This window comes from Aeromonas sp. S13(2024) (genome assembly GCF_041402405.1).
Taxonomy (GTDB): domain Bacteria; phylum Pseudomonadota; class Gammaproteobacteria; order Enterobacterales; family Aeromonadaceae; genus Aeromonas; species Aeromonas veronii.
In genome coordinates this window covers 1-14,520 of sequence record NZ_JBGLRA010000007.1, presented here as the reverse complement: position 1 = coordinate 14,520, position 14,520 = coordinate 1, and the positions used below count along the sequence as shown (strand labels likewise).

The 14,520-nt window shown below is 55.7% G+C and carries 12 protein-coding genes; 6 read left to right on the top strand and 6 right to left on the bottom strand.

Going from position 1 to position 14,520, the window contains the following annotated elements; genetic code table 11:
- Nucleotides 1-107: 107 nt before the first annotated feature.
- The 3 genes from dnaG to rpsU all read right to left on the bottom strand — a co-directional run bounded on the left by dnaG (nucleotide 108) and on the right by rpsU (nucleotide 2,658).
- Nucleotides 108-1,895 carry a DNA primase gene (gene dnaG, locus ACB042_RS11255; protein WP_100654515.1) on the bottom strand — a complete coding sequence of 596 codons (1,788 nt, stop codon included), beginning with the start codon at nucleotides 1,893-1,895 and terminating at the stop codon, nucleotides 108-110.
- 88 nt (nucleotides 1,896-1,983) lie between these two features.
- Entirely contained in the window at nucleotides 1,984-2,427 is a 444-nt protein-coding gene (locus ACB042_RS11250) for a GatB/YqeY domain-containing protein (RefSeq protein WP_005349081.1), read from the bottom strand.
- Nucleotides 2,428-2,442: 15 nt separating this feature from the next.
- Nucleotides 2,443-2,658 (bottom strand): 30S ribosomal protein S21, encoded by a 216-nt coding sequence (rpsU, locus tag ACB042_RS11245; RefSeq protein WP_005309452.1) that lies wholly within the window; start codon nucleotides 2,656-2,658, stop codon nucleotides 2,443-2,445.
- A gap of 179 nt (nucleotides 2,659-2,837) precedes the next feature.
- On the opposite strand from rpsU, the gene tsaD reads away from it, so the two are divergent.
- Complete coding sequence (gene tsaD, locus ACB042_RS11240; protein ID WP_371178426.1) at nucleotides 2,838-3,851, top strand: tRNA (adenosine(37)-N6)-threonylcarbamoyltransferase complex transferase subunit TsaD; 1,014 nt, start codon at nucleotides 2,838-2,840, stop codon at nucleotides 3,849-3,851.
- Nucleotides 3,852-4,103: 252 nt separating this feature from the next.
- On the opposite strand, the gene ACB042_RS11235 is transcribed toward tsaD, so the two are convergent.
- Nucleotides 4,104-5,423 (bottom strand): anaerobic C4-dicarboxylate transporter, encoded by a 1,320-nt coding sequence (locus ACB042_RS11235; protein ID WP_005340568.1) that lies wholly within the window; start codon nucleotides 5,421-5,423, stop codon nucleotides 4,104-4,106.
- 125 nt (nucleotides 5,424-5,548) lie between these two features.
- Complete coding sequence (gene aspA / locus ACB042_RS11230) at nucleotides 5,549-6,991, bottom strand: aspartate ammonia-lyase (RefSeq protein WP_005340569.1); 1,443 nt, start codon at nucleotides 6,989-6,991, stop codon at nucleotides 5,549-5,551.
- A gap of 442 nt (nucleotides 6,992-7,433) precedes the next feature.
- On the opposite strand from aspA, the gene ACB042_RS11225 reads away from it, so the two are divergent.
- The gene (locus tag ACB042_RS11225) at nucleotides 7,434-7,910 is read left to right on the top strand and encodes an FxsA family protein (protein WP_371178425.1); all 477 of its coding nucleotides are present in this window, start codon (nucleotides 7,434-7,436) and stop codon (nucleotides 7,908-7,910) included.
- Nucleotides 7,911-7,957: 47 nt separating this feature from the next.
- On the opposite strand, the gene ACB042_RS11220 is transcribed toward ACB042_RS11225, so the two are convergent.
- Entirely contained in the window at nucleotides 7,958-9,292 is a 1,335-nt protein-coding gene (locus ACB042_RS11220) for an MATE family efflux transporter (RefSeq protein ID WP_371178477.1), read from the bottom strand.
- 260 nt (nucleotides 9,293-9,552) lie between these two features.
- On the opposite strand from ACB042_RS11220, the gene ACB042_RS11215 reads away from it, so the two are divergent.
- The 4 genes from ACB042_RS11215 (at nucleotide 9,553) to ACB042_RS11200 (ending at nucleotide 14,081) form a co-directional block, all read left to right on the top strand.
- A complete protein-coding gene (locus ACB042_RS11215; RefSeq protein WP_005340573.1) occupies nucleotides 9,553-9,846 on the top strand; it encodes a co-chaperone GroES in 294 nt (97 codons plus the stop codon).
- Between the two features lie 43 nt (nucleotides 9,847-9,889).
- Nucleotides 9,890-11,524 carry a chaperonin GroEL gene (groL, locus tag ACB042_RS11210; protein WP_201947114.1) on the top strand — a complete coding sequence of 545 codons (1,635 nt, stop codon included), beginning with the start codon at nucleotides 9,890-9,892 and terminating at the stop codon, nucleotides 11,522-11,524.
- 101 nt (nucleotides 11,525-11,625) lie between these two features.
- A complete protein-coding gene (locus tag ACB042_RS11205; RefSeq protein ID WP_019444953.1) occupies nucleotides 11,626-12,126 on the top strand; it encodes a molybdopterin-binding oxidoreductase in 501 nt (166 codons plus the stop codon).
- Nucleotides 12,127-12,149: 23 nt separating this feature from the next.
- Nucleotides 12,150-14,081, top strand: a complete 1,932-nt coding sequence (locus ACB042_RS11200; RefSeq protein ID WP_371178424.1) for a putative bifunctional diguanylate cyclase/phosphodiesterase — start codon at nucleotides 12,150-12,152, stop codon at nucleotides 14,079-14,081.
- Nucleotides 14,082-14,520 lie beyond the last annotated feature (439 nt).

The window sequence follows — 14,520 nt, the reverse complement described above, 5'->3', positions numbered from 1 at the left end:
GAAACCCCTGCCCGCAGTATTGTCGGGGCCAGGCGGTTATATAAATTTTGCTTTTCATCCCGTCGATTCGGGCAACGCTATCCATATTGGGACTAATCACTCAAATATCAAGCCCCACTCTCATTTCTTTTCTCAATTTGCACCTCTCTTATCAGCATCATCAGCTCTTGGGTTTCTTCGGAGCTTAGTCCTTCCTGAGCCACTTTGGCCTGCAATTCTTCGATCCGCTGTTTCAGAAACTGGTTGATGAAGCCGACGAAAGTGTCCTGCAATTCTCCCAGAATATCCGGCTCTTGATCGAGTTTGATCTCCTCGAACAGGTCGTGCATGGCCAGCTGAGCAAGGATCTCTCCCTCCTTGGTACCACGCCAGTGTTCCAGCAGGATACCGGTTGTGATACCGGGCTGTGCCAGGATTTGCTGGTGCAGTTGCAGCAGGAACTTGATGCCCTGTACGCGTAGCCCGGCTAATTCCGGCATGGGGGGAAGCTCAGCCGTTACTGCCGGATATTGCACCATCAGTGCCAGCGCACGCCGCAGTGGCGTCAGCTTGGCTGCCTTGGGTTTGTTGACCTCGGCCTTGGGCTGACTGTTGCGGGCAAAGAGCTCGGCGATGCGCTGCTTGTTCTCGCCCCAGCGCATCATGCTGGAGAGACGAGTGATCAGCCCTTCGCGGGTAAACCCTTCCGGAACGCGACGAATAAGCTCGGCGGCCTTGTTGGCCACTTCGAACTTGCCTGCCTCACCGGAGAGCGCCGCATCGCGACCGAGACGCTCGAACATGAAGTCGGCGAACGGCTGGGCTTCATCGAGCAAGGCTTCAAAGCCCTCCTTGCCGATCTGGCGTACCAGCGAGTCGGGATCCTCGCCATCGGGCAGAAACACGAACTTCAGCTCGCGGCCATCCTGCAGATGAGGGAGGGCATTATCCAGCGCGCGCCAGGCGGCTTCACGACCGGCGTTGTCACCGTCGTAGCAGCAGACTACCTCGGCGGTGGTGCGAAACAGGGTGTGGATATGGTCGCTGGTCGTTGCAGTACCCAGCGCCGCCACCGCATAGTCGATGTCGTACTGACCGAGTGCCACCACATCCATGTAGCCTTCCACCACCAGGATCCGGCGTGGATCCTTGTGTGCCTGCTTCACCTCGTAGAGACCGAACAGCTCCCGTCCTTTATGGAAGATGGGGGTCTCCGGCGAGTTCAGGTATTTGGGGGTGCCATCACCCAGCACCCGGCCACCGAAACCGATGACCCGGCCACGCTTGTCACGGATCGGGAACATGATGCGATCGCGGAAACGGTCATAACTGCCCGGGCCATTGTCACGGGTGATCAGCATGCCGCCCGAGATAAGCAACTGCTCGTGATCCCGGCTGGCGCCAAAGCGACGGCGTACCTGATCCCAATCGCCGGGTGCATAGCCAATGTTGAATCGTTTGACCACTTCACCGGTCAGGCCACGTCCCTTGAGGTACTCCACCGCATGGGGAGCACTCTTGAGATTGCTCTCGTAGAAGCGGGCAATCTGGTTCATCAGCTCGAACAGATCCTTGCTGACGGCGGGCTGGCTATTGGCCGAGCCGCCGATGCTCTGCTCGCGAGGTACCTGCATGCCTTGCATGCTGGCGAGCTCTTCGATGGCATCGGGAAATTCGAGACCGTCGTATTCCATGACAAAGCCGATGGCGTTGCCGTGGGCGCCACAACCGAAACAGTGGTAGAACTGCTTCTCCTGGCTGACGGTAAAAGAGGGGCTTTTTTCGTTATGAAAAGGGCAGCAAGCCTGGTAGTTCTTACCGGCTTTTTTCAGCCGCACTCGCGAGTCGATCAGCTCGACTATGTCTGTGCGTACGAGCAGATCGTCGATAAAGGATTGGGGGATCCTGCCTGCCATAACCGTCCTGTTTCATTGCGGAGAAAATAAAAAAGCCGCGCATTCCAAGGGAAGCACGGCTTCTTCGACCAAACAAGAGAGTTGCCTGTTACGCCAAGCGGGTTTTCACCTGAGCACTGACGGCGCCGACATCGGCACGCCCCTGAATTTTCGGCTTCAAGACAGCCATGACCTTGCCCATATCAGCCATGACGGCAGCACCACTTTCAGTGATGGCTTGCTCGATCAGGGCGGCAATTTCATCTGCGGTCAGCTGTTGCGGCAGGAATTCCTGCAACACAACGATCTCGGCGGACTCTTTGTCGGCGAGATCCTGGCGACCGGCAGCTTCAAATTGGCTGATGGAATCGCGGCGCTGTTTGACCATTTTGGTCACGACAGCGAGGATATCCTCATCATTCAGCTCGATACGGGTATCGACTTCACGTTGCTTGATTTCTGCCATCAACAAGCGGATCGCTCCCAGACGAGCCTTATCTTTGGCAAGCATGGCGAGCTTTTGCTGATCCTTGAGTTGATCCTTCAGAGACACGGCAATATCTCCCGATTAGTACAGGCGGATACGACGTGCGTTTTCGCGAGACAGCTTCTTGGCGTGACGCTTGACAGCAGACGCTTTGGCGCGCTTACGAATGGTAGTCGGCTTCTCGTAGAACTCACGGCTACGAACTTCGGACAGGATACCGGCTTTTTCGCAAGAACGCTTGAAACGACGCAGAGCAACGTCAAACGGCTCATTTTCACGGACTTTGATTACTGGCATGTGCCTTTCACCTCAGTGATAAATTGTTAGCTGACCTTCAATCGATCAGCATGTCTTAAAATGGTGCGAAATTATACTCTGGACAGGGAATGAAAGTAAACCCGCAGAGATCGCTCTGGTTTAAAAAACCCGCGAAGGTTACCATAGCCGTCTCATTTTAGCAGTGAAATTTTTTAGCAATGCGTGTATTGGGCATAGAGACATCCTGTGACGAAACCGGGATCGCGATCTTCGACGATCAAAAAGGGATCCTTTCCCATCAGTTATACAGCCAGGTCAAGCTGCATGCGGACTACGGTGGCGTCGTCCCCGAACTCGCCAGCCGGGATCATGTTCGCAAGACGATCCCGTTGATCCAGGCCGCATTGCAAGAGGCGGGACTGGGCAAAGATGACATCGACGGCATCGCGTATACCGCGGGTCCGGGTCTGGTTGGCGCCATTCTGGTGGGGGCGACTATTGGCCGTTCGCTGGCGATGGCATGGAACAAGCCTGCTATCGCCGTCCACCATATGGAAGGGCACCTGCTGGCCCCAATGCTGGAAGAGAAAGCTCCAGAGTTCCCCTTCGTGGCGCTGCTGGTCTCTGGTGGTCACTCCATGCTGGTACGAGTTGACGGCATCGGCAGCTATCAGCTGTTGGGGGAATCCATCGATGATGCCGCTGGCGAAGCGTTCGACAAGACCGCCAAGCTGATGGGGCTGGACTATCCGGGTGGTCCGCTGCTCTCCCGTCTGGCCGAGAAGGGCACTAAGGGGCGCTTCCACTTCCCCCGTCCGATGACAGATCGTCCCGGACTCGACATGAGCTTCTCCGGCCTCAAGACCTTCACCGCCAACACCATCGCCGCCAATGGTGATGATGAGCAGACCCGTGCCGATATCGCTCGGGCGTTTGAAGATGCGGTGGTCGATACCCTGGCCATCAAGTGCCGTCGTGCCTTGAAAGAGACCGGTCTTAAGCGTCTCGTGGTCGCTGGCGGCGTCAGTGCCAACCGTCACCTGCGTGCCCAGTTGGCCGAGCTGATGGAGAGCCTCAAGGGTGAGGTGTTCTATCCGCGCACTGAATATTGCACTGATAACGGCGCCATGATCGCTTACGCCGGTATGCAGCGCCTTAAAGCAGGTGTGTTTGAGCCGCTGGTTGTTAAAGCCATGCCGCGCTGGCCGCTGGATACTCTGGATCCGGTCTGATCCGAAGGATCCCGCCTTCTGGCGTGGTGCTGAGTACCATGGTGGCCTACTTACTACTCCGGCAATCCGGCAGCGGTGGTTATAGCGCCGCTGGCACGCTGTTGTGGTGTCTGCTGTCGCCGTGGTTGAGCCATCCGGATAATACGTCAGGTCTCTCGCTGCCAGACAGCCAAGCCAAGTACAGAGTAAAGAGATAAAAAAATCCCCGCCAACTGGCGGGGATTTTTGTTTGGTAATCGGCAGTCGATAGGATTACAGCAGGATGCCGCCGAAGAAGAAGCCCAGCGCCACGGCGATGGCGATGGTGGCGGTGCCCGGTACGAAGAAGGGGTGGTTGAAGACCGCCTTACCGATACGGGTGGAGCCGGTGTCGTCCATCTCTACCGCGGCCAGCAGGGTCGGGTAGGTCGGCAGTACGAACAGGGCGCTCACGGCTGCGAAAGAGGCAATCGCAGTCAGCGGGCTGACACCCAGTGCCAGAGCGGCAGGCATCAGGGCTTTGGTGGTTGCACCCTGTGAGTAGAGCAGCATGGCGGCAAAGAACAGTACCACGGCCAGCAGCCAGGAGTACTGGTTCAGCAGGTCGCCAGCGATCAGCTGGATGGTGTCCATGTTGCCTTTCACGAAGACGTTACCCAGCCAGGCCACACCCAGTACGCAGATACAGGCGGACATACCGGACTTGAAGGTCGGCATGTTGGTCACTTGGGTGGCGTCCAGTTTGCACACCAGGGTCATGATGGTGGCCGCGGCCAGCATGATGCCCATGATGGCGCCGTCACGGGGGATCGGCGGGTTGGTGATCAGGCCCACTTTACCGGAGATGGCAGTGGCATAAGCCATGACAGCAACGATGGCGGCGATGAAGATCCAGACCGACAGTTTGGCGTACGGCTTGATCTCGAGCTTGGTAGTACCACGCAGTTTGATCAGGCCCTTGGCTTTGCGCTCCAGATAGACTTCGTCCTGCTCCAGCGGCTTGCCCATCATGTTGGCAATGAAGGCGCCCAGGATACAGGCCAGGAAGGTAGAGGGGATGCAGATGGCCAGCAGGGTCAGATAATCAACACCAAATGGCTCGAGCATGCCGGAGAAGGCAACCACAGCGGCAGAGATCGGGGAGGCTGTGATGGCGATCTGGGAGGCGACAACTGCGATGGAGAGCGGACGGGATGGGCGGATCCCTTGCTCTTTGGCCACTTCAGCGATCACCGGCAGGGTGGAGAAGGCGGTATGACCGGTACCGGCCAGCATGGTCATCAGATAGGTAACCACCGGAGCGGCGAAGGTGATGTATTTGGGGTTCTTGCGCAGCGCTTTCTCAGCCAGAGAAACCAGGTAGTCCATCCCGCCAGCCAGTTGCATACAGGCGATGGCACAGATGACGGACGCGATGATCATGATCACATCCCAAGGGATGTAGCTGACCAGTTGATCGCTCGGGATGGGCATGCCCAGACCCCACGTCAAGACCAGTACCCCCAGACCACCGGCAAAGCCGATGCCGATGCTGCCTATCCGGGCCCCCAGATAGATAGCGGCGAGCACGACAAGTAACTCGATTCCAATCATAGCGATAACTCCATTTTTTAGTTTTTGGTTTTTATTTGGCAAAAAGCCAATTCCCGATCGGGCTGGGGATAAAGACCAATCGGGAACTGACTTTATGGGCCGGGAAGATCCCGGCCCACACTCGCTTATACGGCAGCTTCGCGGGTGAAACGCTTGGCTTTGTATTGCGGGTTCATCAGGTTCTCGATGGAGAGAATTTCGTCCAGCTGCTCGGCGCTCAGCAGGCCACGCTCAAGAACGACTTCGCGGACGTTCTTGCCGGTCTGGGCACAGATCTTGCCGACGATATCCCCTTCGTGGTGGCCGATGAAGGGGTTCAGGTAGGTCACGATACCGATGGAGTTCAGCACGTGATTCATGCAGATTTCCGGGTTGGCGGTGATACCTTCCACGCACTTCTCGCGCAGGGAAATACAGGCTTTTTCCATCAGGCTCAGGGATTCGAACATCGCCTGACCAATCACCGGCTCCATGACGTTCAGCTGCAGCTGACCGGCTTCGGCGGCGAAGGTGATGGTGATGTCGTTACCGAATACCTTGAAGCAGGATTGGTTGACCACTTCCGGGATAACCGGGTTGACCTTGGCCGGCATGATGGAGGAACCCGCCTGCATTTCCGGCAGGTTGATCTCTTTCAGTGCAGTGCGCGGGCCGGAGGAGAGCAGACGCAGGTCATTACAGATCTTGGACAGCTTCATGGCCAGACGCTTGATGGCGCCGTGCAGCATGACGTAGGCGCCACAGTCGGAGGTCGCTTCGATCAGGTCTTCTGCCGGCACATAGGCACGACCGGTGATCTCGGCCAGACGCTTGATAGCCAGTGCAGAGTACTCGGGCGGAGTGTTCAGACCGGTACCGATGGCGGTCGCGCCCAGGTTCACTTCCAGCAGCAGCTCCTGGCAACGCTTGATGGACTTGATCTCTTCACGCAGGGTCACGGCGAACGCGTGGAACTCCTGACCCAGGGTCATCGGAACCGCATCTTGCAGCTGGGTACGGCCCATCTTCAGGATGTTTTTGAACTCTTTCGCTTTGGCATCGAATGCCGCGATCAGGTGCTCCAGCGCATGCAGGGTTACGTCAGTGCTGTTGACCACAGCAACGCGGAAGCCGGTGGGGTAGGCATCGTTGGTGGACTGGCACTTGTTGACGTGATCGTTCGGGTTGATGACGTCGTAACGGCCTTTCTCCAGACCCATGATTTCCAGGGCGATGTTGGCCAGTACTTCGTTGGTGTTCATGTTGACGGAGGTGCCGGCACCACCCTGGTAAACGTCGACCGGGAACTGGTCGAAGCATTTGCCGGTGTTCAGCATCAGGTCGCAGGCTTCTACGATCTTGTCAGCAATTTCAGGACGGATGGTACCCAATTCACCGTTTGCCAGCGCAGCGGCTTTCTTGGTCAGCACCATACCGCGGACGAATTCCGGAACGTCAGAAATCTTCTGAGAGCTGATCTTGAAGTTCTCGACAGCGCGCAGGGTGTGCACACCGTAGTAGAGATCATTGGAAACTTCTTTGGTGCCCAGCAGGTCTTCTTCAATGCGGACGTTCTTGATGTCGCTCATTGTAATGCCTCAGAAATCAGATAAATGGAAAAATCCTCACCGAGTGGTCGCGAGTTCCTTGCGCACAGCTCATCCTGAAGCACCACACATCGAGTGGGGCGGTTGGGAGAATGACCTCCCGAAAAACTAATCAATATACTACTCCAATTGAGGTATCGGTTATTAGAGGTGGATCACTAAATTTGCGACATTTTCAAATTACTTTGAGGAAAGTACACATATGTTATGAAGTTTTTATCATGATGATTTTTATAAATTTTTGTGACTTTTTGCTGGTTTTTTAGATTGCTGATGACGTAGGGGTCAGTTGACCAACTTGAAAAGAGGGGGGCCGCCCCCATTTATTCAGGGCAGAAAGTGGTGATGACGGGGCGGCAAACTCGCCTCTGGCCATCGTTGGATGGGCGCCACTTTTTCTCAATTTACCGGTGCTGGAGTGGATATGGGCAAGTTGTTTCTGTTGTTGCTGGGTCTGGTTGTGCTGGAGCTCACCGTGATGATCGAGGTCGGCTCGGTAATCGGGGCGTTGCCGACTGTCGGCTTGCTCATACTGACCGCGGTATTGGGCTCCTCGCTGGTGCGCAGTGAAGGGATCAAGACCCTGTTCAGCGCCCAGCAAAAGATGCAGATGGGCGAGATGCCGGGCCGCGAAGTGATGGGGGGGATGATGCTGGCGTTGGCCGGTCTGCTGCTGATCATTCCGGGTTTCGTGACCGACATTTTCGGTGTGCTGTTGCTGCAACCCTGGCTGCGTAACAAACTGGCTGACAAGCTGATCGGCAGCAGCCAGTTCCGGATGCAGATGGGTGGCTTCCAGCGTACTCAATCGCCGTTTGACAACGCACCGTCCGATGATCATCTGGGGAACGCCAAGCAGGGCGGCACCACCATCGAAGGCGAATTTGAGCGCAAAGAGTGAGCGCAAAGAGTAATCGACGAGACGAAAACCCGAGGCGAGTGACTGAATCAGGGTTTGCCCTGATGGCACAAGGTCTCGAAGCGGTGTCGGGCATACCACCATGCGAGGGTGCCCGCCGCCAGATTGGCCAGCAGTATCCCCAGATATATCCCCTGTTCTCCTCCCAGCTTTGCCCCCAGCCAGGCTCCTGGCAACAGAAAACCAAACAGCCGCAATCCGTTGAACAAAAACGAGATACTGGATGCTCGCACGCCATTGAGTGCCGAGGCCAGCAGCATCACCATGCCCTGAAAGCCGTAACCGATCGGCACCAGATGCAGATAGAGAATGATGAGGCGAATGACCTGCGGATGATCGCTGAACAGATTGGCGATGAGTGGCGCCAGTAGCCAGGTCAGGCCATAGATGGCGAGCTGGAACAGCAACGCAAACCCCATGCAGCTCTGCAGTGCAGCCTTGGCGCGGGCCGGATTGCCAGCGCCGCAGTTTTGCGAGATGAAAGGGGCCAGTACGGAGGCGAGGGCCATCATCACAATCAGCAGCAGCGCCTCGACCCGCGACGCGGCGCCGTAAGCGGCCACCACTTCGGTACCCAGTCCTGCAAAGATCGTCATCAGCACCGCATTGGCCAGGGGGTTGAGCATATTGGTAAAAGAGGCTGGGACGGCGACATGGAGTAACGCCCGCCAGTGGGACAGCAACCGTGCCCGCGGCGAGAGGCGCCACAGCAGCAAGCCTTCCCGATGACGCAGGATATAGAGGCTGACCAGCATCGCCATCAACCAGGAGATAGAAGTCGCGATGGCGGCCCCACGGATCCCCCATTCGGGAAAGGGGCCGATGCCGAAGATCAACAGAGGATCCAGTACCCCGTTGACCAACCCGGCTACTGCCATCACCAGACTGGGGGTTTTGGTATCGCCGGTCGCCCGGATGGCGGCATTGCCCACCATGGGCAGCACCAGCATGGGGACGGTGAGATACCAGATCAGCATGTAGTCATGGATGAGGGAGATAAGCTCGGCACTGGCCCCCAGCAGAGTAAACAGAGGCTTGATGGTGAGAGCCCCCCCCGCGGAGAGCAGGGCCACCATGATCACCGCCAGAAACAGGCTGTCGGTGGCGAGATGGGCCGCCTCATCGTGTTTGCCCTGCCCCAGGGTATGACCGATCACCGCTGACAATCCGGCGCCCAATCCCATCGCCAGCGAGGTAACCACAAAAGTGACAGGAAAGGTAAAACTGATGGCGGCCAGAGCTTCGGTGCCCAGCATACCGATAAAAAAGGTATCGACCAGATTGAAGGCCAGAATGGCGATGATGCCGAAGATCATGGGGCCCGTCATCTGGCGCAGTACGACCGGAATAGGGGCTGTCAGCATGGGGTTGGTGCGGGTCAAGGGCTCGTCTCTACAGCTGGCTTTGAAGGTTCTGGCATGGAAACCGGGCGGTTTGAACCGACCTTGCTCCAGAGTGCGGACATGGCTGAACCATCGAAGATGTTTATAGTACGTGAAAAAATTTTTTTTGTATTTGCCCTTGAAGGGTTAGCAACTCTGCCCCACATCAGGGACATATCTAATTTGGCCTGGAACGGCCATTCCTCAAAGCAACAATGAGACTCATTTTGGGAGAGTTATCGATGAAAATTCGTCCACTGCACGACCGCGTCATTATCAAGCGCATCGAAGCTGAAGCCAAATCTGCCGGCGGTATCGTCTTGACTGGTACTGCGGCCCAGAAGTCCACCCGTGGTGAAGTGCTTGCCGTGGGGACTGGTCGCATCCTGGATAATGGCGAAGTCAAAGCGCTGGCCGTGAAGGTTGGTGACAAGGTTATCTTCAACGAAGGCTACGGTGTGAAGACCGAGAAGCTGGATGGTCAGGACGTCCTGATCCTCTCCGAAACCGACATCCTGGCGATTGTCGAAGAGTAATCCATCCTCCTTTTCCCCGAATTGATTTAAGGATTGAAGAAAAATGGCAGCTAAAGACGTTAAGTTTGGTAACGAAGCCCGCATCAAGATGCTGGAAGGCGTAAACATCCTGGCTGATGCCGTCAAGGTGACTCTGGGCCCGAAAGGCCGCAACGTGGTGCTGGACAAGTCCTTCGGCGCCCCGACCATCACTAAAGATGGTGTGTCTGTTGCGCGCGAAATCGAGCTGGAAGACAAGTTCCAGAACATGGGCGCCCAGATGGTCAAGGAAGTGGCTTCCAAGGCGAACGATGCCGCCGGTGACGGTACCACTACTGCAACCGTTCTGGCTCAGGCTATCGTCAACGAAGGTCTGAAAGCCGTTGCCGCCGGTATGAACCCGATGGATCTGAAGCGCGGTATCGACAAGGCCGTTGTGGCTGCTGTTGCCGAGCTGCAAGCGCTGTCTCAGCCGTGTGCCGACAGCAATGCCATCGCTCAGGTGGGCACCATCTCCGCCAACTCCGACGAGAAAGTGGGCAAGCTGATTGCCGAAGCCATGGACAAAGTGGGTCGCGATGGCGTCATCACCGTTGAAGATGGTCAGGGTCTGGAAGATGAGCTGGCAGTTGTTGAAGGTATGCAGTTCGACCGCGGCTACCTGTCCCCCTACTTCATCAACAAGCAAGAGACCGGTTCTGTTGAACTGGACGACCCGTTCATCCTGCTGGTTGACAAGAAAGTCTCCAACATCCGCGAAATGCTGCCGGTGCTGGAAGGTGTTGCCAAAGCTGGCAAGCCGCTGCTGATTATTGCCGAAGACGTAGAAGGCGAAGCCCTGGCCACTCTGGTGGTCAACACCATGCGCGGTATCGTGAAGGTGGCTGCCGTCAAGGCGCCTGGCTTCGGTGACCGTCGCAAAGCCATGCTGCAGGATATCGCTGTACTGACTGGCGGTACCGTCATCTCTGAAGAAGTTGGCATGGAGCTGGAAAAAGCGACTCTGGAAGATCTGGGTCGTGCCAAGCGCATCGTCATCACCAAAGAGAACACCACCATCATCGATGGCGTGGGTGATGCCGGTGTGATCGAAGGTCGTGTTGCCCAGATCCGTCAGCAGATCGAAGAGACCTCTTCCGACTACGATCGTGAGAAGCTGCAAGAGCGCGTAGCCAAGCTGGCTGGCGGTGTTGCCGTGATCAAGGTTGGCGCAGCCACCGAAGTCGAGATGAAAGAGAAGAAAGCACGCGTGGAAGATGCCCTGCACGCTACCCGCGCCGCGGTTGAAGAAGGTGTGGTTGCCGGTGGTGGTGTTGCGTTGGTTCGCGTTGCAGCCAAACTGGCTGGTCTGCGCGGTGACAACGAAGATCAGAACGTCGGTATCAAGGTTGCCCTGCGCGCCATGGAAGCCCCGCTGCGTCAAATCGTCATCAACGCCGGTGAAGAAGCCTCCGTCATTGCCAATGCAGTGAAGAACGGCGAAGGCAACTTCGGTTACAACGCTTACAGCGAACAGTATGGCGACATGCTGGCCATGGGTATCCTGGATCCGACCAAGGTAACCCGTTCCGCCCTGCAGTTTGCCTCTTCCATCGCCGGTCTGATGATCACCACCGAGTGCATGGTCACCGAACTGCCGAAGAAAGATACCCCTGCCATGCCTGACATGGGCGGCATGGGTGGCATGGGCATGATGTAATCATCCCCCTTGTTCTGTTTGACAAACGGCTCGCTCAAGGCGAGCCGTTTTTTTATATCTGGCTAAACTGAGTCTGTTGAGACAGCAAATCTGGGGGTGATATGAAAATGTTTGGTTGGCTGACACTACTGTGTTCATTGGTCATCATGCCGGTAATGGCTGCTGAGGCGCTGACTGGGCCGGTGATCCTGAAAGTCGGTGGTAACATCAGGTCGGCAGACGAAGTTGATGGCAAGGTGTTGTTTGATCTGGCAAAACTGCAGGCTCTGCCGCAACATGAGATAGTGACCGGCAACCCGTGGGTGGATAAGCCGCACACCTACAGAGGCCCAAAACTGGCTGATGTGTTGGCTGCAGTCGGTGCGGATGGCAAGACTATTACGTTGACGGCGCTGAACAGTTTCCAAGTCCGCATTGAATGGGACAAGGTTGCCAAATACGAGCCCATCCTTGCATGGGAAGACAACGGCGCTGTCATGCGGGTGCGTGACAAGGGGCCGGTCTGGTTTATGCTGCCTCTTGATCAATATCCGGAATTGAAGCGATCCGAATATACCGACATGATGATCTGGCAGCTGGATTTGATAGACATTCAGCACTGATAAAAACAGCACGGGAGCATGGGGTGAAAGGAAAGACCAGGGCGTGGCCACTGCTCGTCATTCTGTATGTGTCCATCCTGTTGTTTACCGGGAGCACCCTCTATTGCCTGATGCAGATCCAGAATGCGACCAGAGCGATGGAGAAATACACCTATGATGTCTCCTGGGCGCTGATGCAGTTGCAGCTGGAGCTCGGGCGTTTCCTCAATGCGGTAGAGGTCTATCACTATGGCGGGATTGATCATGACACCCTGATGCTGCGTTATGACATTCTCTGGAGCAGAACGCCCATCCTGTTGAGCGGCCAGCTGCGCAAGAGCATGCAGGACAAGCAGAAAACCTTGCGTCTGGTGCAGCTGATTGAAACCAATATTCGCCAAATAGAGCCCGACATCACCAAGTTGCAAAGCGGGGCATCTGACTATCAGCAGGTCATGATGCGTCTTGCCCCGCTGCAAGAGCCGCTCTCCTACTCCCTCGCTTCTGTGATGCAGAAGAACATTAACGTCTATTCCGAGAACGATCGTCATTTTGGGCAGTTGCGCAATGCCTTGTTGCTAATGGTCTCCGGTCTGGTCATGTCAGTGCTGCTGCTCAGCATGCTGCTCATATATGAAGGGCGTCGCCATTTCAGAGCGGCCAGACGGGATCCGCTGACCGGGTTGTCCAATCGGGTTGCCTTGCTGGAGCGGATGGAGCTGTACGCCACACAGGAAGTGCCGTTTGGACTGGTGCTGGTCGATATCAACGACTTCAGGGATATCAACAGCAAGTTTGGCTATGACACCGGTGATTATCTGCTTTGTGAGTTTGCCACCCGGATCAGAGTGCTCTGTGAAGAGGGGGAGTGGAGCGGACGTCTGGGGGGAGACCAATTTGCCATTATTCAACGTGGCAGCAGCGATCTGCGTCAGGTCAGGGAGCTGGTAGCGCGATTGCTGCATGCGCTGAAGCAAGATATCGTCTATGACAACTATCCCTTCCGGCTTGAAGTCGGGATCGGGATTGCCTTCTATCCGATGGACAGCGACAAGACTCAGGAGTTGCTGAGTCGTGCGGAGCAGGCCCTGTTCCATAGTCGCAAGACCCATGCCCCCTATGTGATTTACGATAATTCCCTATTAAATGAAACTGCGCGCCGCAAACATCTGGCGTCGGACATGATCATGGCGCTGGAACACAATGCGTTGGAACTTTATTACCAGCCCATCGTCAATCTCGAAAGTGGCCGCTGCGAAGCTGTCGAGGCTCTGCTGCGCTGGCGGCATCCTGAGCTCGGTTTCATTCCGCCAAACGAAGTGATTATGGTGGCTGAGGAGTTCCAGCTTGCCGAACGGGTTGGCAGCTGGGTGCTGAACACAGCTTGCGAGCAGCTCTATCAGTGGCACCAGCTTGGTATGGTTGATCTGCAAATGTGTGTGAATATCTCGCCAGGCATGTACCAGCGCAATTTGCTCAAACTGGTGGCCAAGGCATTGATGGATCACCACCTGCCTGCCCGTAGCCTAGTCTTGGAGGTCACGGAAGATACCACCATGCGCGAAGTGAAGAACTCGCTGCAACTGATGCAGGATCTCAATCAGCAGGGGGTACTGCTGGCATTAGACGATTTTGGGACTGGTTATTCATCTTTGAGTTATCTGCAAAAGTTACCGGTCAGCAAGGTGAAGATCGACCGCTCCTTTATACAGGGCATTGACACTTCAATGGAGGCATCCGAACTGGTCGCCAATATTTGCCGGATGGGGTCGATGCTGGGCAAGAGTCTGGTGTGTGAAGGGATTGAGACACAGGCCCAGTTGGATGTGCTGCGATCCCTGACCGATATCCACTTGTATGGACAGGGCTATCTGTTCAGCCGACCGGAGCAGGCGGAGAAAATCTATCAGACCCTGTTGGAGATGGAGGAGCTTTGGCTGGCGCGTCAACAATCCGAAATAGCTTATATGAGTTGAGAGGGGGCTTGCCTGTCATCTGCCTCCAGAATGTGTGATTTAGCTCGAACTTTCTTCATTTTGTTTGTTGTTTGAACGGTCGTGCAGTTTTATCAAAAAAACATGCAATTTAGCCTTGCCAGAAAGAATTCACTCCCTATAATGCGCCTCCATCGACAGGGCAAGCGGCAACGCAAACAACCTCGTCGGTAACCTCGAAAAGCCTTTGAAAATAAGGCTTGACTCGAGAAGGCGGTCGAGTAGAATTCCACTCCCGCAGCAACACACTGTTGCGTCGCTCTTTAACAATTTGAATCAAGCAATCTGTGTGGGCACTCACAGCATCGAGCATCAAAAACAATTTTTGATTTTCAATGTCTGGTGAAGTGACCAAGACGATTTCTTAGCAATAAGAAGTCGAACAGTTTATTTCAGCAATTCATTGAGCCGCTTTTCGAAG